The sequence below is a fragment of the Klebsiella sp. CD33 genome, from assembly GCF_051992865.1.
Taxonomy (GTDB): domain Bacteria; phylum Pseudomonadota; class Gammaproteobacteria; order Enterobacterales; family Enterobacteriaceae; genus Klebsiella; species Klebsiella pneumoniae.
The window spans coordinates 3,976,000-3,993,769 of the sequence record NZ_CP197023.1 but is presented as its reverse complement, the minus strand read 5'-3'; the positions used below and the strand labels follow the sequence as shown (position 1 = coordinate 3,993,769).

Here is a 17,770-nt window from a genome sequence, read left to right as displayed (position 1 = left end):
ATTTTTTGTTTATTTATCGCGCTGAATAATGTAATTCGCGAGCGCTTCCAGTGCCGAAGTATCCAGAGATTGTGCGGCCAGCTCATCTAACGACCGGCGGGCATCAGCGATCAGGTCGTGCGCTTTCTTCCGGGCTTGCTCAAGACCCAGGAGGGCGGGATAGGTGCTTTTACCCAATTGCTGGTCGGCACCCTGACGTTTGCCAAGGGTCGCAGTATCCCCTACCACGTCGAGAATGTCATCCTGGACCTGGAAGGCAAGACCGATATTTTCCGCATAGCGATCCAGCGCGGGCAGGGCGGCGCGGCCGCGTTCGCCGGCGCTCAGGGCTCCCATCCGGACGGCGGCGCGGATCAGGGCGCCCGTTTTATGGCGATGGATACGCTCCAGCGCCTGTAAATCAACCTGCTGTCCCTCGGCCTGCAGATCCAGCGCCTGGCCGCCGCACATGCCCGCCACGCCGCTGGCCTGCGCCAGTTCGGAAACCATCGCCAGCCGGTCCCGGTCAGGAACGTCGACCATCGGCGCATCACTCAGTATAGAGAACGCCAGCGTTTGCAGGGCATCTCCCGCAAGAATTGCGTTGGCTTCGCCAAATTTAATATGGCAGGTCGGCAGGCCGCGGCGCAGATCGTCATCATCCATCGCCGGCAAATCATCATGCATCAGGGAGTAGGCATGAATGCATTCGACCGCCGCGGCAGGAGCATCCAGCGTGGTACGGCACACGCCGAACATCTCGCCGGTGGCGTAGACAAGGAAGGGACGCAGGCGTTTACCGCCTAACAATGCGCCATAATGCATCGCTTCCACCAGCGGAGTGTTCTGAAAGGGCTGCGGGGCGATGAAACGGCGCAGCGCTTCGTTTGCCTGTTCCACACAGGCCTGCAATTGTTGCGGGAAATCCATTTATTCAGCGTCCGGCGTAAAAGGCGTGATCGGGGAATCTTCACTATCCGCCAGCAGGATCTGCACGCGCTGTTCGGCCTTCTGCAGCTGACTTTGCCCCTGGCGCGCCAGCTGTACGCCGCGCTCAAATTCGCTTAGCGCTTCCTCTAACGGCAAATCGCCGCTTTCCAGACGGTTAACGATCTGCTCCAGTTCGCCCAGAGCAGTTTCAAAGCTGGCCGGGGCCTCATTTTTCTTTGGCATAGTGAATGTAGACTCTTGTTATGTCGCGACGGCAATACCGGGTATGGTAACGAAGTCACGCGTGTAAGCAAATAACGCGCAATGGTGATATACTCCGCGCCCAGGATGCAGGCACCGGTGTGCGCTGCTTTACAACTTTTGCTTATAGCCCCGTCGGGCTTGCCAACGAACTATTGTCGCTATGAAGTTTATCATTAAATTGTTCCCGGAAATCACCATCAAAAGCCAATCTGTGCGGTTGCGCTTCATTAAAATCTTAACCGGGAACATTCGTAACGTTCTCAAAAACTATGATGAGACGCTGGCCGTCGTCCGTCATTGGGATCATATCGAAGTTCGCGCGAAAGATGAAAATCAGCGCCCGGCTATTCGCGATGCGCTGACCCGTATCCCCGGCATCCACCATATTCTGGAAGTCGAAGACGTGCCGTTCACCTCGCTGCACGATATTTTCGAGCAGACGCTGCCGCTGTGGCGCGAGGCGCTGGAAGGCAAAACCTTCTGCGTGCGAGTGAAGCGTCGCGGCAAACATGAATTCACCTCAATTGAAGTGGAACGCTACGTCGGCGGCGGTCTGAATCAGCATATTGAAACGGCGCGCGTGAAGCTGACCGACCCGGACGTCACCGTCAATCTCGAGATTGAAAACGATCGCCTGCTGCTGGTGAAAGGCCGCTATGAAGGCATCGGCGGTTTCCCGATCGGCACCCAGGAAGATGTGCTGTCGCTGATCTCCGGCGGCTTTGACTCCGGCGTCTCCAGCTACATGCTGATGCGCCGCGGCTGCCGCGTTCATTACTGCTTCTTTAACCTTGGCGGCGCCGCCCATGAGATTGGCGTCCGCCAGGTTGCGCATTATCTGTGGAACCGCTTCGGCAGCTCACACCGCGTTCGCTTTGTGGCGATTAACTTTGAGCCAGTAGTCGGCGAAATCCTTGAAAAAGTGGACGACGGCCAGATGGGCGTCGTGCTCAAGCGCATGATGGTCCGCGCCGCGTCAAAAGTCGCGGAACGCTATGGCGTGCAGGCGCTGGTCACCGGCGAAGCGCTCGGCCAGGTCTCCAGTCAGACCCTCACTAACCTGCGCCTGATCGATAATGTCTCCGATACTCTGATCCTGCGCCCGCTGATTTCGCACGATAAAGAGCACATCATCGACCTGGCGCGTGAGATCGGCACGGAAGATTTTGCCCGCACCATGCCGGAATATTGCGGCGTGATCTCCAAGAGCCCGACCGTGAAGGCGGTGAAGGCGAAGATTGAAGCGGAAGAAGAACACTTCGATTTCAGCATCCTTGATAAAGTGGTGGAAGAGGCGAGCAATATCGATATCCGCGAGATCGCCCAGCAGACGGAAGAGACGGTGGTGGAAGTGGAAACCGTGACCGGCTTTGGCGCCAACGACGCGATCCTCGACATTCGCTCCATCGACGAGCAGGAAGACAAGCCGCTGAAGGTCGAGGGGGTTGAGGTTGTTTCCCTGCCGTTCTACAAGCTAAGCACCAAATTTGGCGATCTCGATCAGAGCAAAACCTGGCTGCTGTGGTGCGAGCGCGGGGTGATGAGCCGTCTGCAGGCGCTTTATTTGCGCGAGCAGGGCTTCAGCAACGTGAAAGTGTATCGCCCGTAACAGGTTGTTATGATGCAAAAGGCCTTCCCTAATGGAAGGCCTTTTTACTATTGGCAGGGGAGTGTATTAGCGCAGGGTCAGCGCCAGGTCATTGAGCTGATCGATGACGATATTCCAGCCCTCGAAAAATCCCATCTGCTCATGCTGCTCGCGGGTTTCATCATCGGCATGCAGCACTGTAGCCGTATAGCGACACCCGCCCTGTTCATCGGCAAAGGTGATGATGGCCGTCATCGCGAAGGGGGAAACGGCGGGGCGATAATCCGCCGTCAGCATCGAGGTCATGACGATTTTTTGTTGCGGGATAACTTCAAGAAAACAGCCGGGGTTATCGCTGCGTTCACCGTCAGACCCGTGCATCACGGTGTGAAAGGCCCCGCCGGCGCGAAAATCAAAGGCCAGAACCTCGGTTTGCCAGGGCTTAGGGCACCACCAGGTTCGGAGTAATGCCGGGTCGGCTCACGCGCGCCACAGGGCTGGGGCGGGCGCGCTGAGCAGGCGGCTGATTACAAGATCGCGAGAATCGGTTGCGCTCCGGGACATGCTGCGACTCCTCAGGAAAAGGGGAGCCAGCCCGCGGCGCGGACCGGCTATCAGGCTTCGTAGTAATTATAGATGCCAGCGGCCATCACCAGCTGTGAGGCGACCTCATACGCTTTCTCGCGCCCCACCAGCAGATCGATCATTTTCAGGGCGAAATCAATCGAAGTCCCCGGACCCTGGCTGGTTAACAGATTCACCCGCGGATCCCAGACCACTCTTTTATCCTGCCACTGCTCGGCGGGGATATGTTCCTTCAGCGCCGGAAAACCGGTCATGTTGCCGATCGGGAACAGATTATGGGGTACCAGCACGGTCGCCGGGGCGGCGCAGATGGCGGCCACAATGCGCCCAGAGAGATGAAACTGGCGGACGGTTTCCACCAGTAGCGTGCTGTCGCGGAAGCACTCTGCGCCCTTGATACCGCCCGGGAGGACGATGATATCGAAATCACCATCGGCCACCTCGACCAGCGGCGCATCCGCCAGCAGTTTGACGCCGCGCGAACAGACGATGGTCAGGCTGCCGTCGCTGGCGACGCTGGCGGTGGTCACCTTTACTCCGCCGCGGACCAGCAGGTCGATAGTGGTGACCGCTTCGGTCTCTTCGCTACCAGGGGCGAGGCAAATCAGTGCCGACGCGCTCATATTCATTCTCCTTACGCTTGATCAATTCAAATAAGCGGGCGTTTTCCGGTACGGCGACGCCGTGGGCGCGGGCGCGGTTGAGCAGAAAACCGGTGATGTAGTCGATCTCTGTATGCCGCTGGGCGCGAACGTCCTGCAGCATGGAAGAGATATTTTCTGCCGTACTTTCAATTACCTGTTCGACATAAAATAGCAGGTTTTCCGCCGAGGTATGAATACCTTCGCGCTCCATCACCGCCGCCACCTCGCGACAAATGGCCGCAACTTCCTGCGTATAGTCGCGCAGATCGCCGTTTTTACACCCTTTGAGCGCGGTCAGAGGGTTAATCACGCAGTTAACCGCCAGCTTGCGCCAGATGGCCGAGTGGATATTGTTATGCCAGGCGACATCCGGCAGCACGCTCTGCAGAACTTCTGCGAGATAGCTGTAGTCCCCCTCGTAGCTTTTTGCCGGTCCGATATGCGTGGTGCCCTGGGCAACGTGGATGATGACATTCCCATCGCGCCGCGCCGCCTGGGTCGTGGAGGCCAGCAGCAATGGCTGTTTCACGCCGCGCAGCTCCTCGACGGTGCCCATGCCGTTATGAATCAGCACAATTGGCGTGGCGTCCGACAGGATCCCGGCCAGGTGCTTTACCGCATTCGACACCTGCCAGGCCTTTAAGGTGACGATCAGCAGCTCGCTGCTGGCGAGAAAATCGGGGTCGTTGGCCGTCAGCGATTCGTTGAACACTGAGCCATCGGTTTCAATGACGTTGACGCTACAGAATGGCTGCGGTACGCGCAGCCAGCCCTGGACTTCATGTCCCTGTTTGTACAACGCGGTCAGCCATAGTTGTCCCAGCGCACCGCATCCCAGTACGGTTACTTTCATTGTTCCTCCTCATCTGCCGCTATCCCAGGCGCTGATGGCTAAAGTCTATCTCGTCGCTTTTCGCATCGTCGGACATCACGGGGAAAATAGCGCGAGCGTTGCGTAATCAGCTAAGCTTCCGGGATAACAAGTTGAGTTATGCCGCGTTGCAGGTATTATGCAACGCAAAAGAAACGGAAGGAGAGGAAAAGATGCCATCTTTCGATATTGTCTCTGAAGTTGATCTTCAGGAAGCCCGTAACGCGGTGGACAACGCGAGCCGCGAAGTCGAGTCGCGTTTTGATTTTCGTGGCGTTGAAGCCACTTTTGAATTAAACGACGCCAACAAGACCATTAAAGTGCTGAGCGAGTCTGACTTCCAGGTGAACCAGCTGCTGGATATCCTGCGCGCCAAGCTGCTCAAGCGCGGCATTGAAGGCACCTCCCTCGACGTACCGGAAGATATCGTGCACAGCGGTAAAACCTGGTTTGTTGAAGCGAAGCTGAAGCAGGGCATTGAAAGCGCGGTGCAGAAGAAGATCGTTAAACTGATCAAAGACAGCAAGCTGAAAGTGCAGGCCCAGATTCAGGGTGAAGAGATCCGCGTGACCGGTAAGTCCCGCGACGATCTGCAGTCGGTGATGGCGCTGGTGCGCGGTGGCGATCTGGGACAGCCGTTCCAGTTCAAAAACTTCCGCGACTAAGGCGGCGGGCAGACAGCAAAAAGCGGGGAATTCCCCGCTTTTTTATACCCCTTTGATGAGCTGCTCTATCTCGAAGCGGTTGGTGACCTTGCTGTCGATTTTGATATACACCGAACGCTCCTCGGGTACCACCAGCGCCTGATGAACCCCGCTGGCGCTCAGCAGACGCGCCTGCAGCGCGCTGTCGACCACCACGCCGTCCGGCACCTCCACCCGCAGGCTGCTGACGTACGGCGGCTCGCTCATGGTGCTGGCCACCAGCAGCCACAGCATCGCCAGCAGGGCGCCCAGCAGAAACACGGTTTGCGAATCAAAGAAACCATCGACCCAGCCGCCAAGCGCGCCGCCAATCGCCACGCCGAGAAACTGGCTGGTGGAGTAGACGCCCATCGCGGTGCCTTTGTAGCCCGCCGGAGACTCCTTGCTAATTAGCGACGGCAGCAGCGCTTCCAGCAGGTTAAACGCCAGGAAGAAGAGCTGAACGCCCGCCACCAGCTCCCAGAAGTAGCCTCCGGCGCCCCAGAGGACAATTTCCGCAATCAGCAGGATGGCGACGCAGAGCAGGAAGACGCGCTTCATCTTGCGCTTCACTTCGGCGTAGATGATAAACGGCACCACCGAGATGAACGAGATAACCATGGTGACCAGGTAAATCTTCCAGTGCTCGGCAGCCGGGAAGCCGGCGGCCTCCAGTTGTCCGGGCAGGGCGACAAAAGTGGACATCAGCATAATGTGCAGGCACATGATGCCAAAGTTAAGCTTCAGCAGGCGCGGCTCCGCCAGCACCTTGCTAAAGCAGCCCTTCACCATCCCGGATTCGCGGTTAAGGACATGGTTATGGCTGTTGGGCACCACCCACAGGGTGAGCAGGATGCCGACGGTCGCCAGGATGGCGATCATCCAGAATAGCGCGTGCAGACCCAGCTGGTGGGTGACAATCGGCCCCAGCACCATGGCGATGGCGAAGGTGACGCCGAAGCTGACGCCGATAAAGGCCATCGCTTTGGTGCGGTTCTGTTCGCGGGTGAGATCGGACAGCAGGGCCATAACCGCGGCGGCGATGGCGCCGGAGCCCTGCAGGGCGCGGCCAAGAATGATGCCCCAGATGGAGTCGGTGAGCGCGGCGATGACGCTGCCGAGCACGAAGATAAGCAGGCCGCCGACGATCAATGGCTTACGGCCAATACGGTCAGATAACAGTCCGAAGGGGATCTGGAACACCGCCTGCGCCAGGCCGTAGATACCGATCGCCAGGCCAATCAGCGCTTCACTGGCACCCTGCAACGCCATGCCATACGTGGTCAGAACCGGCAGGACCATAAACATGCCAAGCATGCGCAGGGAGAATACTGTCCCCAAACCCCAGGTCGCGCGCAGTTCCCCTGGCGTCATTTTGTTATCGTTCATTACCACCTCAATATAAAAACTGCGCCTAGTGTAGCGGCGGGGGGTAAGAAGCGTAAATAAATGTTTGTTTAACAGATATTACGGGGCTGTTGCGCGATGCGACAAGTTGGTAAAAATCAATAAACCAGTGGAGGGGGACTCCACTGGCGAGGGGGAAAATTAAGGTAAAGTAAAGTCAACCCACTGGCTGCCAGCGTCAGCCGATTTGACGCACTGCTCTACCCAATAGACGCCGTGCAGCCCGGCTTCGACGTCCGGATACCAGAAGTCTTGCAGGAAGGCGCGATCGTCGCGATCCGTGGCGTCAATCGCCTGCGCATAGCGGCGATAGAGGTTGGCCCAGGCTTCGAACAGCCCTTCCGGATGGCCGCCGCCAATGCGGTCATCCGCTAGCGCGTTCGGCGACAGGTAGGGCATCCCACGTTCCAGAATGCGCGCCGGCTCGCCCTGCACCTCATAGCTGAGCTGGTTAGGATGCTCATCCCACCATTCGATGCTTGCTTTTTCGCCGACGATGCGCACTTTTTGCGAGTGCATGGCGCCGCTGTTGACCGCGCTGGTCCACATCGAGCCAACCGCGCCGTTGTCATATTCCATCAGGACAAAGGCGTTATCTTCCAGCGGCGCGCGGGAGGGAACAAAGCTCTGACGGGAGCACATCAGCCGTTTGATATTGAGCTGCGGCGCCATGGTCTCGGCGACAAACAGCGGATGGGTGGCCAGATCCCCAAGCACATAGCTGGGCCCGGCAAACTTCGGCGTTACTCGCCAGCGGGTGGATTCTGCCTGCAGCTCGACGGCCTGGTTATGGAAGCCGTGGGCGAATTGCATGTTAACGATGCGGATCTCGCCGAGCAGTCCATCGGCAATCATCTGCCGCGCCTGCTGGATCATCTGATAGCCGGCATAGCCGTAGGTGACGCCGACGATTTTGTTCTGTTTTTTGCTCAGATCCACCAGCTCGCGCGCCTCTTCGGCGGTAAAGCAGAGGGGCTTTTCGCAGATAACGTGGAGTCCCGCCTCCAGCGCCGCTTTGGTGATGGCGAAATGGGTATTGTTCGGGGTGGTGACCGAGACGACCTCGATCCCGTCAGGGCGCTGCGCCTCTTCGCGAAACAGGGTCTGGTAGTCGGCGTAGCAGCGCTCCGGCGCGATGCCCAGTTGCTCACCGAACGCGCGCCCGCGCTCGGCATCGACGTCAAGCGCGCCGGCCAGCAGGGTATAAACATTGTCACGCAGCGCCGCACAGCGGTGGCTGTAGCCGATCTGACTGGTTTCCCCGCCGCCGACCATGCCCCAGCGCAGGGAACGGGATAAGGGTTTCAGGCCGTTTAACATGGTGCTCTCCTTTTTGAAATCATTAGCACTCTGAGGCGCTCAATGCCGACGCCTGCGGCAACGCGCATCCGGATAGACTGACTTCAACTTAAGGAAATGTTTTTTCTGTTTCAATTGTGTTGTGGAATTTATTTTCCATATATGCGAGGGGGATCGAATTAGCGATAGTTTCTTTTGCGCTTGGTTGAAAAGGTGAGGGCGGGATATCGCATGCCGGAGTCGTCCAGATTGTTGCGGGCGTTTTTTCGTTTCAACAAAATATGAAATAAATTTTCTTTGTTAGCTGCTGAAGGCGGTGCAATCCGCCGATTGCACCGGGGACCAGATGCCGCTATGACGCTCCGCGCACAGACGCGGGGGAAGTTGAAGCGACGGCAGGATGACCGGCCGCAAAGATGCCCTTCGCCGCCAGGCCTGCGACGGTGAGGGCTGCCGGGATACCGAGGATCAAAAAGACGCTTTCAAAGGGCAGGTTGAGCGCCATCATCTCGGCGCCGGCAAAGGCGCTGAGAATGGCGCCGATGCGCCCGACGCCGTGCATCCAGCTGGATCCCGTCGCCCGCGCCTGCGTAGGGTAGTAGCGGGCGGAGAGGGCGTTCATGCCGGTATTGGCGCCGTTCAGGCAGGCGCCGCTGATAAACGCCAGCATACAGAGCAAGGCAAAGCTGCCCGCGGCGTAGCCCATCGCCATGGTGAACAGGCCGCCAACGGCGTAGATTATCCCCAGCGCGCGATGGGGGTTGATCCTGTCCATCAGCCAGCCGGCAAACAACGAGCCGAGGGTGCCGCCCGCCTGGTAGATCGCCGTCATGATGGCCGCCTGGCTAACGGTCATCCCTACCGCTTTAACCAGCGTTGGCAGCCAGCTGCCGAGGATATAGACCAGGAACAGCCCCATAAAGTAGACCAGCCATAGCATCAGCGAGCCGAAACCGTACTGGCGGGAGAGGACAATGCGCATCGCGTTGCCGGCCGCTGGCTGCGCCGGTAGGATAAACCTCACATTGTCGCTGATTTGTCCGGGATAGAGACGGTTAAGAATGGCGCGTATGCGCGCCGCGGGCGCTTGTTTGATCACCAGAAAACGAACCGATTCCGGCAGCAGCCAGATGAGCAGGGGGGCAAACAGCAGCGGCAGAATACCGCCGAGCGCCATCAGTGAGTGCCAGCCAAACTGGGGGATCAGCCACGATGCCGAAAATCCTCCCGCCGCCGCACCGAAGGTGAAGCCGCAAAAGATGACGGTGATAATAAATGAACGCTGGCGTTCCGGGGCGTATTCCGACACCAGCGTCCCGATATTCGGCATCGCGGCGCCCAGCCCGAGGCCAGTCATAAAGCGAAAGAACATCATCTGTTCTACGTTGTGCGAGAAGGCGGTGGCGATGGTCCAGAAACCGAAGAAGAAAACGCTGTTGATGATGATTTTCTTACGTCCCAGCCAGTCGGCGAGCGGGCCGGAGAAAATCGCCCCCAGCGCGAGGCCGATCAGCGCGGCGCTGATCACCAGACCCAGCTGGTGGTTGCTTACCCCCCATTCCAGCTTTAGCGTCGGGGCGATAAAGCCCATGATCGCGATATCAAAACCATCGAGAGCGATGACGCAAAAGCCGAGAAATATAATCAGCTTCTGAAATCGGCTCAGCGGGTTACGATTTATTAACTCTCTGACATCCAGGCGTTGAGTCTGTGTCATAGCGTATTCCTTATGCGCAGGCGCGCAGGTAGGGCTGCGCGGCATCGAACAGTAACTGCGCCCGCTGAAGAGGCGGCAGGGCGCCTTGCTCGCCGTCAAGCGGCACTTCGAGAGAGACCGGCAGGGTCGCCGGCAGGGCCGACATCAGACCATGCAGATCCAGACCGCCTTCCCCCGGCACGTTGCGCGCCGAGCGGGCCTGGCGGATAAGTTCCTGCTCGCTCTCCGGCCTCTGCGCCGCGCCATCGCAGAGTTGCATATAGTTGAGATGATGCGCGGGCAGGCTGGAGAGGGCGGCGAGCGATTCTCCCGCGCGCCAGAAATGGAGAGCGTCCACCAGAATGCCGATATCTTCCCGCCCGCTGGCGGCGATTAGTGCTTGCGCTGCGGCGATGTTGCGCAACTGGGTCCAGGGCATCGGCTCAAGATTCATGGTCAGCCCAAATGGACGACCGGCCGCGGCGAGGATGGCGAGGTTGTCAGCGCTGCGCTGAAGGTTGTCATCATTGCCGGCGACTAACACCTGTCCGGCGCCAAGACGCGCGGCGGTCTCCATAAAACGCTGCAGCCGATCGTCGAGGGTAAACCCGGGGGTCAGGCGGACGATCTCCACGTCCGACACGCGGATGCCAGTTTCCATCAACGCGGCGAGCGTCGCCCGGACGGCCGGGGTATCGCCCAGCATGTCGTAGTCCGGGTCGGTCGGTGTGGCGGGGAGCAGTCGCAGTCCAACGTGGGTAAAACCGGTTCTGGCCGCAATCCGCACCTGTTCGGGGGGAGGGACATCGAGCAGGGTCAGCGCGGCGAGCGATAGGGTACGCTTGTTCATAAAGGGCTCCGGTACAGTTGCAGGTGAAGAGAGTTAGGGTGCATCCATTCGTGGAAATCAAACTATGTTATTGTTTATATTTGTTTTTTCTGCCAGATTTTTACCCACCAGATAGCCGAAGGTCATGGCGGGCCCGAGGGTGATCCCTCCGCTGGGGTAATAGCCGCGCATCACGCTCGACATGTCGTTGCCGATGGCGTACAGACCCGGTATCGGCTGCTGCTGTTCATCCAGCACCCGGGCGTGTTCGTCGGTTTGCAATCCGCTGAAGGTGCCCAGCGAGCCGGGCAGAATGCGCACCGCGTAGAACGGCCCTTCGCGCAGCGGTCCGAGCGTCACCTGATGGTCACCCTGGGCGCGGTTATAGGCTGATGCCCCGCGGTGAAAATCGACGTCTTCGCCAGTGCTGGCGAAGTGGTTAAAGCGTTCAACGGTTTCCGCCAGCGCATTGGCGTCGATAGCGCACTGCTTCGCCAGCTCCGCCAGGGTGTTTCCTCGCTGCAGATAGCCGGTACGCAGCCAGGCGGTGGGGGTGAACGGGAACGGTCTGGCGTGGCCCAGGCCGTAGCGACGCAGCGTACGACGATCGGCCAGCAGCCACGCCTGTGGCGTGTCGCCCGCGGGTGTGGCCGCCAGCAGGGCGGCGATAACGTCATGATAAGAGTCGGCCTCGTTAACAAAACGTTTGCCGTTGGGCAGAACGGCGATCACCCCGGGTTTGGCGCGCTCCACCAGATGAGGAAACATTAGCTGCTGGCCGCTGGCCAGAGTGACGCGGGACACCGGCGCCCAGGCCAGCGGGTGGCGCAGGGAAGTGTCGAACTGGCCGCCGACGGATTCGCCAAGCCTGATCCCCTCGCCCTGATTGTCCGGCGGTGCGGCGGAGAAATGGCCGTAACCCTCCGCCGCGTGGGGCACCACCTGCGCCAGCTTCGACGTGAATCTCCCCGCCGTCGCTGCGCAACACCGCGCCGGACACGCCCGGCGGACCCTGCAGCAGCCGGACCACCGGGGCATTGAGCTGAAAACGCACGCCGGCGTCGAGGGCGGATCGCAGCAGACGGGCGACCAGCGCATTGCCATTGACCAGATGCTGCCCCCGTCCGGCGCGTAGCCGCTGCCAGCCGTGGCGCAGCAGGCGGCGGGCAGCATACAGCGCGGAGCGCGGCGAGCGGGTGGCATTGAAAAAATGCGCCATATCCGCGCCGCCGGCGATGCCCATCCCGCCCAGGCTAATGGTTTCCAGCGGCGGACGCAGGCGATGGAGCCAGTCGCCGAGCAGGCGGCCATCGTAGGGTTGCGCGGTGACCGACCGCCCACCGTTCGCCGCACCCGGCGACGGGTGAAAGTCCGGCATGGCGCTGCCCGAGAGAAACTGCACCGCCGTCCGCTGATGGAAAAATTCCACCATCTCCGGCCCGTAACGCAGGAAGGTTTGCAGACGAATATCGGCGGCTTCGCCCCCCATCTCATGCTGCAGATAGGTCAGCGGCGCGTCGGCTGCTTCGTCGATGCCCTCCGCCCGCGCCAGCGGGTTGCGGGGGATCCACAGCCAGCCGCCGGACCAGGCGCTGGTTCCGCCGAGCACTGACGCTTTCTCCGCCACCATGACGCTGGCGCCGTGCATCGCCGCAGTCACCGCGGCAGAGAGCCCCGCGGCGCCGGAGCCGACCACCAGCACATCCACCTTCACAGGCCCGCTCATGTTGGACTCCTTACTGCAGAGGTGAAAAAGCGGTGGGGCGCATCAGCACCGACTCGAGGCGTTCCACGGCGGCCAGTTCGCGATTTTTACGCGAGAAGGTCTGCCAGCGTTCGTCCTGGGCCATCCGCGCGCGGCGCACCAGACGATCGTCCAGGCTTTCATAAGCCCAGATGTGCACTACCTGATTGACCACGCCGATCTCGGTAAAAAAGAAGCCGATTAGCTGGCCGAGATGGTCGGTTTGCACCGCCAGGGCATCGCTTTGGTACAGCGCCAGCCAGTCGGCCATTTTCAGCGGATTGATGGTGTACGTGCGTTTTTCGTAGATCATGATGTTTTCCTGATTAGTGGGTGGAGTGTTGTGCCAGATGGCAGGCGGCGAGATAGCCAAACGTCAGCCCCGGGCCGAGGGTGATGCCGGGGCCCGGATAGGTGCCGGCCATCAGCGAATCCATGTCGTTTCCCACCGCGTACAGCCCCGGGATGGGGTTTCCTTGGGTATTGACGACCTGGGCATCGGCGGTGGTGACCAGGCCCCGTGAGGTCCCCAGATCGCCGGTATAAAGTTTGATGGCATAGAACGGCGCGCTGAGCAGGGGGGCATTACAGGCGTCAGGCTGATGGCCCGGATCGCCCATCGCCCGGTTATAGCTGTTGCCGCCTTTAGCAAATTCCCGATCCACGCCCTGCGCGGCGTCGCGGTTGTAGCGGGCTACCGTCTCGCTCAGGGTTTGGGCATCCAGACCAAGCTGTTGCGCCAGCGCGGCCAGGGTATCGGCTTTGTGCAGATAGCCGGCGGCGACCAGGGCGTCATTATTGACCGGCGCCGGGCGCGCCAGTCCGAGGCCATAACGCTTCATCGCCTGGGCGTCGCAGAGTAAAAAACAGGGGGCATTTTCCGCTGCATCCTGCATTGCGCTGGCGAAATGGTGATAGGAACTGGACTCGTTGACGAAGCGTACCGCCCGCTGATTGACGGCAATCACGCCCGGTTTTGCGCGATCGGTTACCAGATGGGGGAAGCGCTCCTCGCTGCCGTCGGCCCGGGTCAGCACCGATACCGGCGCCCAGAAAAAGTTGGATGGCCGATCGGCTCCCTCGCGAGCGTTAAGCGCCGCCGCGAGACGCAGCGCGGCGCCATCATTGGCCGGCGGCGACATGGTGAAGTGTTCGCGGGTGTGCGGCCGATAGCGCGCCGCCAGCGCGCCCGCGGCGAAGCCGCCTGCTGCCAGCACCACCCCGCGGCGGGCGTGCAGCGTCTCTTTTTGCCCCTGATACTCAATCTCCACCCCGCGGACCGCGCCTTGCGCTTCGCACAGCGTCAGAACATTGACATTCAGCCGCAGGTTCATGCCTTTACGCAGCGCCGTAGTCGCCATGCGGGCAATCAGCGCATTGCCCATCGCCAGGCGGGTACCGCGAGGGTACTTCACCCGGTCGCGGGCATAGCGCAGCAGCAGCCGGGTGCAATGGGCCAGGGAGCGCAGCGAGCGGCGCATGTCGAGAAAATGTTGAATATCGACGCGGTTGACCATCATCCCGCCAAACAGCAGCATCCCCGGCGGCGGCGAACGCAGGTCGCGAAACGCGTCCCCCAGTTCACGGCCGTCATACTCCACCACCTCCAGCGCGCGCCCGACGTCGACTGCGCCGGGTTCATCCGGATAGTAATCGGGCGAGAGCGGACGCAGGCTGTACTTTACTGCCCCCTCACGCTCGAGAAAGGCCAGCGCCTCCCGCCCGGCGCTGACAAACGCTTCGGCGAGATCTTCACGGTACTGGCCCTCGCCGATAATGGTTCGCAGGTAGGTTTTCATCGCCTCGGCGCTACCGCTTTTGCCCTCGGCGCGCGCCTGGTCGGTATCGTGCAGCCACACGGCGCCGCCGGAGATGGCCGAGGTGCCGCCGAACTGGCCGGCTTTCTCCAGCATCAGCACCGACAGCCCTTTACAGCAGGCGGTGACCGCGGCGGCAAAACCGGCCGCGCCGCTGCCGATGACGATCACATCCCAGCTCTTCATGCCGCCGCTCCCTGCGCCTGCGGGATGGCGCCGATAAACTGGCCCATCAGCCTCATCTGCGCCAGCGCCATTTCCGGCCCGGTCTGTACTTTGCAACCACGGGCGGCGGCGAAAGTGAGCAACGGCGTCATCACCGGGGCGGTGACAACGTCGGCCACATGAGTGGCGCTGTCGAGCGTATCCAGAAGCGCCTGCGGTAGAGGCAGCTCATCAAATCCGGCCATGCCGGCCGGTGAGCCATTAACCAGTAGATCGAGGCCGTAAAGGGTGTCTGGCAGCGCGCTCAGTTGCACCGCCGGAAAGGCCTCAGCCAGAAGGTCATGCAGGCGCTGCCGGGTGGCCGGGGTTTGATCGTGCAGGGCCAGCCGACGGATCCCCGCCTCGCACAGTCCCCAGGCGATGGCGCTGCCGACGCCGCCGCAACCGGAGAGCAGCGCCTGCTTACCTGCCGGCTGAAAACCCTGCGCCTCGGCGGCGAGCTGAAAGCCGACGCCGTCCAGCATATCGCCCTGCAGGCGGCCATCCGCCAGCTTGCGGATCACATTGACGGCGTTGAGTCGGCGGGCGCGCGGCGTGAGGTCGTCGACCAGCGCGGCGGCGCGTTGTTTATGCGGCACCGTCACCAGCACGCCGGTCATGTTCTGCCAGCCGCGCAGGGCGTTGAGGTAGGCGGCCACCGCGTCCGGGACGATATCCAACGGGATCATGACGCTGTCCATGTGCTGTTCGGCAAAGTAGCGGTTGAAGTTATCCGGTGATTTCACCTGGGCGATCGGATGACCAATCACGGCGACAACCTGGGTAGTTCCACTGACCATTTCAAACCTCATTTGTTAAATGAATGTTGTGAAAGTATTTCAGTGGAAGCTGGGAGCGACAACGCAGAATTCGGACATGTCGGTTGTTAATCGCACGAACGCTGCGATAATCGCAGGAAATCGATAATGATGTTGCAAAAATGTGAGCGAATATGCAAAACACCATTCATCCACGCGATCTGATCGTCGGTTTACAAAAAGGGCTGGCGCTAATTCAGCTTTTTTCCAAAACCTGCCCAAAGCTCACCGTCGCCCAGACGGCGAAAATGAGCGGCCTGACGCAAAGCGCCGCGCGACGTTTTCTGCTGACGCTCCTGCATGAGCGATATCTGCAAACCGACGGGCGCTATTACTGGCTTACCCCAAAGACGCTGCGGCTTGGCCAGGCCTATGTCGATTCGGCGCAGTTTCCTCGCATGGTACGGCCGATTGTCGAATACATTGCCAGCCGGACCGAAGAGCACGCCTCGGTGGGGGTGGTGGATGAAGATGAACTGGTCTATATCGCCCGCAGTCGGCATACGCCGTTCAACTCTACGTCGGTGCGGCTTGGGGAGCGGGTGCCCATTTTCTGTACCGCCGGGGGGCGATTGTGGCTGGCTTCGCTGCCGGAAGCAGAGTGTGAGACCGTCCTGCAGCGCATAACCCGGGAACAACGTACCCCCTATACGGTGACCGATATTGCGTCGCTGATGGAGAAAATCGCCCAGGTACGGCGCCAGGGATACGCCACTATTGAGCAGGAGTTTGAGATTGGCATGCTGGTGCTGGCGGTGCCGTTAACCGACAGGGAAGGGACCTGGTGGGGGGCGCTGAGTCTGACCAGTCATCAATCGCGCACTTCGCTGGAAGCGTTATGCCGCGATCACCTCGATCTGCTCTACAGCGCGCAGGCGATGCTGGTGGGTTAAACAGGGCAGCCAGTGGCGCTGCCCTAAGATAGACGTCGCTTAGGCCGACGCTTTGGTCAGAAAGGTGTTCCAGTCGCTGGCCGCGTTATTCACGAAAGTATTCCAGCTGTTGCCGGCGGTGTTAACAAAGCTTCCCCAGTTTTCCTTTCCGGCGGTCACAAAGGTTTCCCAGTTTGACTGTCCGGTCAGGAAGGAACCAAACGCCATCGCGCTGTCGCCGACGAAGGAGGCAAATGCGGTGCCGGAGGTCAGAACAAAAGAGGTGAAGCCGACGCCAGAGTTGGCGACAAAGCTGGCGAAGCCGCTGGCTGCGCCGAACAGATTAAAGCCACCGGAGATATACTCCATTTCGTTCAGTGTTAACTCTTTCATTGCAATTCCTTGTAGTGATTATTTCCCAAAGGGGCAAGAGCCCCGGCGAAAGGTAGCATCGCAGGACCGTGCGGCGCGAGTGATGCCCGGTGTGTGCTGGCTCAATTTTTCCTCATTTTTTGATATGAAAGATAGCGGGAAAGCGTCGGAAGAGGGGAGGGAAGTATGAAATGAGAAAGAAAGCGATGATGAAACAGGAAAGAAAAAGCCCCGTAAATACGGGGCTTTAGATCGTACGGGAGTGCGTAATTATCTCACGTAAGCCAGCAGACTATGTGAATCCGGCACCATAAAGTCAACGGACATCATCACGGACAGCGCGGTGATGGCGACGATAGAAAAGACGAACAGCTTACGCGCCCAGACTTTATCATCGGCCACTTTATAGCCACGCAGCGCCATGCCCAGCCACCAGACGCTGACCGCTGCCGCCACGACCAGGTATTTATACCCGGCGTAGCCGCCCAGCGAGAGCATCAGGGTTGCCACGGCAAAGGCGACGATGTACAGCGTAATATGGTTTTTGGCGACCGAAATGCCTTTCACCACCGGCAGCACCGGAATATTCGCCGCCTGATAATCCTTAAAGCGGAAAATCGCGATGGCGTAGGAGTGAGGCATCTGCCACAGGCTAAAGATAGCCAGTAGGATCGCCGCACCGCTGTCGAAATCACCGGTGACCGCGCAGTAGCCAATCACCGGCGGCGCAGCGCCGGAGAGTGAGCCAATCAGCGTGCCGTAGACGGAGTGGCGTTTCATGTACAGGCTGTAGACGCCGACATAAACCACGAACCCCATCACCCCCAGCCAGCAGGCCAGCGGGTTAGCGCCGAACCACAGCAGCATGAAGCCAGCAATACCCAGCAAGGTGGCGTACACCAGCGAAGCTTCTGGCGAGATCAGCCCTTTGACCAGCACCCGGTTTTTCGTCCGTTCCATCTTACGATCGATGTCCCGGTCGATGTAGTTGTTGAATACACAACCCGAGGCGACCACCAGGGATACTCCAAGGAGCGTCCAGACGAACAGCGGATAGTCGATGTGGCCTTTGGAGGCCAGCAGGAAACCGCCGATCACGGAGATCAGGTTGCCAAAAATAATGCCTGGTTTCGTTACTTGCAGGTATTGCTTAAACATACTCGCCGCT

General features: G+C 59.9%; 16 protein-coding genes and 2 pseudogenes. 3 read left to right on the top strand and 15 right to left on the bottom strand.

From position 1 onward, the window contains the following. Positions 1 to 9: 9 nt before the first annotated feature. Together ispA and xseB are read right to left on the bottom strand one after the other, a co-directional pair. Positions 10 to 909: a (2E,6E)-farnesyl diphosphate synthase gene (gene ispA, locus ACR809_RS19665; protein WP_004144656.1), complete on the bottom strand. Its 900-nt coding sequence runs from the start codon at positions 907 to 909 to the stop codon at positions 10 to 12. Next, complete coding sequence (gene xseB, locus ACR809_RS19660; RefSeq protein WP_122051518.1) at positions 910 to 1,152, bottom strand: exodeoxyribonuclease VII small subunit; 243 nt, start codon at positions 1,150 to 1,152, stop codon at positions 910 to 912. A gap of 181 nt (positions 1,153 to 1,333) precedes the next feature. Here xseB and thiI point away from each other — a divergent pair, with 181 nt between their 5' ends. Next, positions 1,334 to 2,782: a tRNA uracil 4-sulfurtransferase ThiI gene (gene thiI / locus ACR809_RS19655; RefSeq protein ID WP_004151340.1), complete on the top strand. Its 1,449-nt coding sequence runs from the start codon at positions 1,334 to 1,336 to the stop codon at positions 2,780 to 2,782. Positions 2,783 to 2,848: 66 nt separating this feature from the next. On the opposite strand, the pseudogene ACR809_RS19650 reads toward thiI, so the two are convergent. From ACR809_RS19650 to panE, 3 genes and pseudogenes are all read right to left on the bottom strand, one after another. Beyond that, a pseudogene (locus ACR809_RS19650) lies at positions 2,849 to 3,325 on the bottom strand (SRPBCC family protein). Positions 3,326 to 3,375: 50 nt separating this feature from the next. Then, on the bottom strand, positions 3,376 to 3,969 hold the full coding sequence (gene yajL, locus ACR809_RS19645; protein ID WP_002891460.1) for a protein deglycase YajL: 594 nt from the start codon (positions 3,967 to 3,969) through the stop codon (positions 3,376 to 3,378). Further along, positions 3,932 to 4,843 (bottom strand): 2-dehydropantoate 2-reductase, encoded by a 912-nt coding sequence (gene panE, locus ACR809_RS19640; protein WP_122051517.1) that lies wholly within the window; start codon positions 4,841 to 4,843, stop codon positions 3,932 to 3,934. The genes yajL and panE overlap by 38 nt, the downstream gene beginning before the upstream one ends. A gap of 191 nt (positions 4,844 to 5,034) precedes the next feature. Between panE and ACR809_RS19635 the strand changes: the two genes are divergently transcribed. Continuing rightward, complete coding sequence (locus ACR809_RS19635; RefSeq protein WP_002891465.1) at positions 5,035 to 5,526, top strand: YajQ family cyclic di-GMP-binding protein; 492 nt, start codon at positions 5,035 to 5,037, stop codon at positions 5,524 to 5,526. A gap of 42 nt (positions 5,527 to 5,568) precedes the next feature. On the opposite strand, the gene ACR809_RS19630 is transcribed toward ACR809_RS19635, so the two are convergent. The 8 genes and pseudogenes from ACR809_RS19630 to ACR809_RS19595 all read right to left on the bottom strand — a co-directional run bounded on the left by ACR809_RS19630 (position 5,569) and on the right by ACR809_RS19595 (position 15,340). Further along, a complete protein-coding gene (locus tag ACR809_RS19630; protein WP_004144660.1) occupies positions 5,569 to 6,933 on the bottom strand; it encodes an MFS transporter in 1,365 nt (454 codons plus the stop codon). Positions 6,934 to 7,092: 159 nt separating this feature from the next. Then, a complete protein-coding gene (locus tag ACR809_RS19625) occupies positions 7,093 to 8,271 on the bottom strand; it encodes a Gfo/Idh/MocA family protein (RefSeq protein WP_117076830.1) in 1,179 nt (392 codons plus the stop codon). Between the two features lie 331 nt (positions 8,272 to 8,602). Beyond that, positions 8,603 to 9,967, bottom strand: coding sequence for an MFS transporter (locus ACR809_RS19620; RefSeq protein WP_004144662.1), 1,365 nt, complete (start codon positions 9,965 to 9,967; stop codon positions 8,603 to 8,605). Between the two features lie 10 nt (positions 9,968 to 9,977). Beyond that, the gene (locus tag ACR809_RS19615; RefSeq protein WP_002891476.1) at positions 9,978 to 10,796 is read right to left on the bottom strand and encodes a sugar phosphate isomerase/epimerase family protein; all 819 of its coding nucleotides are present in this window, start codon (positions 10,794 to 10,796) and stop codon (positions 9,978 to 9,980) included. Positions 10,797 to 10,853: 57 nt separating this feature from the next. After that, positions 10,854 to 12,501 (bottom strand): annotated as a pseudogene (locus ACR809_RS19610) (FAD-dependent oxidoreductase). 10 nt (positions 12,502 to 12,511) lie between these two features. Then, positions 12,512 to 12,832, bottom strand: a complete 321-nt coding sequence (locus ACR809_RS19605; RefSeq protein WP_002891541.1) for an NIPSNAP family protein — start codon at positions 12,830 to 12,832, stop codon at positions 12,512 to 12,514. A gap of 13 nt (positions 12,833 to 12,845) precedes the next feature. Further along, positions 12,846 to 14,522, bottom strand: a complete 1,677-nt coding sequence (locus tag ACR809_RS19600; RefSeq protein ID WP_094644802.1) for an FAD-dependent oxidoreductase — start codon at positions 14,520 to 14,522, stop codon at positions 12,846 to 12,848. Then, positions 14,519 to 15,340 (bottom strand): shikimate dehydrogenase family protein, encoded by an 822-nt coding sequence (locus tag ACR809_RS19595; RefSeq protein WP_122051516.1) that lies wholly within the window; start codon positions 15,338 to 15,340, stop codon positions 14,519 to 14,521. The genes ACR809_RS19600 and ACR809_RS19595 overlap by 4 nt, the downstream gene beginning before the upstream one ends. Before the next feature lie 152 nt (positions 15,341 to 15,492). On the opposite strand from ACR809_RS19595, the gene ACR809_RS19590 reads away from it, so the two are divergent. After that, positions 15,493 to 16,251, top strand: coding sequence for an IclR family transcriptional regulator domain-containing protein (locus ACR809_RS19590; RefSeq protein ID WP_002891624.1), 759 nt, complete (start codon positions 15,493 to 15,495; stop codon positions 16,249 to 16,251). Positions 16,252 to 16,290: 39 nt separating this feature from the next. Here the strand turns inward: ACR809_RS19590 and ACR809_RS19585 are convergent, their stop codons facing one another. Both ACR809_RS19585 and cyoE read right to left on the bottom strand, forming a co-directional pair. Next, entirely contained in the window at positions 16,291 to 16,623 is a 333-nt protein-coding gene (locus ACR809_RS19585) for a hypothetical protein (RefSeq protein WP_004178748.1), read from the bottom strand. A 249-nt stretch (positions 16,624 to 16,872) separates the two neighbouring features. Beyond that, on the bottom strand, positions 16,873 to 17,760 hold the full coding sequence (gene cyoE / locus ACR809_RS19580) for a heme o synthase (RefSeq protein ID WP_002891629.1): 888 nt from the start codon (positions 17,758 to 17,760) through the stop codon (positions 16,873 to 16,875). Between the last annotated feature and the right edge of the window lie 10 nt (positions 17,761 to 17,770).

Coding starts and splice junctions, on each gene's coding strand:
- ispA (WP_004144656.1), bottom strand. CDS start 909: ATGGATTTCCCGCAACAATTGCAGGCCTGTGTGGAACAGGCAAACGAA.
- xseB (WP_122051518.1), bottom strand. CDS start 1,152: ATGCCAAAGAAAAATGAGGCCCCGGCCAGCTTTGAAACTGCTCTGGGC.
- thiI (WP_004151340.1), top strand. CDS start 1,334: ATGAAGTTTATCATTAAATTGTTCCCGGAAATCACCATCAAAAGCCAA.
- yajL (WP_002891460.1), bottom strand. CDS start 3,969: ATGAGCGCGTCGGCACTGATTTGCCTCGCCCCTGGTAGCGAAGAGACC.
- panE (WP_122051517.1), bottom strand. CDS start 4,843: ATGAAAGTAACCGTACTGGGATGCGGTGCGCTGGGACAACTATGGCTG.
- ACR809_RS19635 (WP_002891465.1), top strand. CDS start 5,035: ATGCCATCTTTCGATATTGTCTCTGAAGTTGATCTTCAGGAAGCCCGT.
- ACR809_RS19630 (WP_004144660.1), bottom strand. CDS start 6,933: ATGAACGATAACAAAATGACGCCAGGGGAACTGCGCGCGACCTGGGGT.
- ACR809_RS19625 (WP_117076830.1), bottom strand. CDS start 8,271: ATGTTAAACGGCCTGAAACCCTTATCCCGTTCCCTGCGCTGGGGCATG.
- ACR809_RS19620 (WP_004144662.1), bottom strand. CDS start 9,967: ATGACACAGACTCAACGCCTGGATGTCAGAGAGTTAATAAATCGTAAC.
- ACR809_RS19615 (WP_002891476.1), bottom strand. CDS start 10,796: ATGAACAAGCGTACCCTATCGCTCGCCGCGCTGACCCTGCTCGATGTC.
- ACR809_RS19605 (WP_002891541.1), bottom strand. CDS start 12,832: ATGATCTACGAAAAACGCACGTACACCATCAATCCGCTGAAAATGGCC.
- ACR809_RS19600 (WP_094644802.1), bottom strand. CDS start 14,522: ATGAAGAGCTGGGATGTGATCGTCATCGGCAGCGGCGCGGCCGGTTTT.
- ACR809_RS19595 (WP_122051516.1), bottom strand. CDS start 15,340: ATGGTCAGTGGAACTACCCAGGTTGTCGCCGTGATTGGTCATCCGATC.
- ACR809_RS19590 (WP_002891624.1), top strand. CDS start 15,493: ATGCAAAACACCATTCATCCACGCGATCTGATCGTCGGTTTACAAAAA.
- ACR809_RS19585 (WP_004178748.1), bottom strand. CDS start 16,623: ATGAAAGAGTTAACACTGAACGAAATGGAGTATATCTCCGGTGGCTTT.
- cyoE (WP_002891629.1), bottom strand. CDS start 17,760: ATGTTTAAGCAATACCTGCAAGTAACGAAACCAGGCATTATTTTTGGC.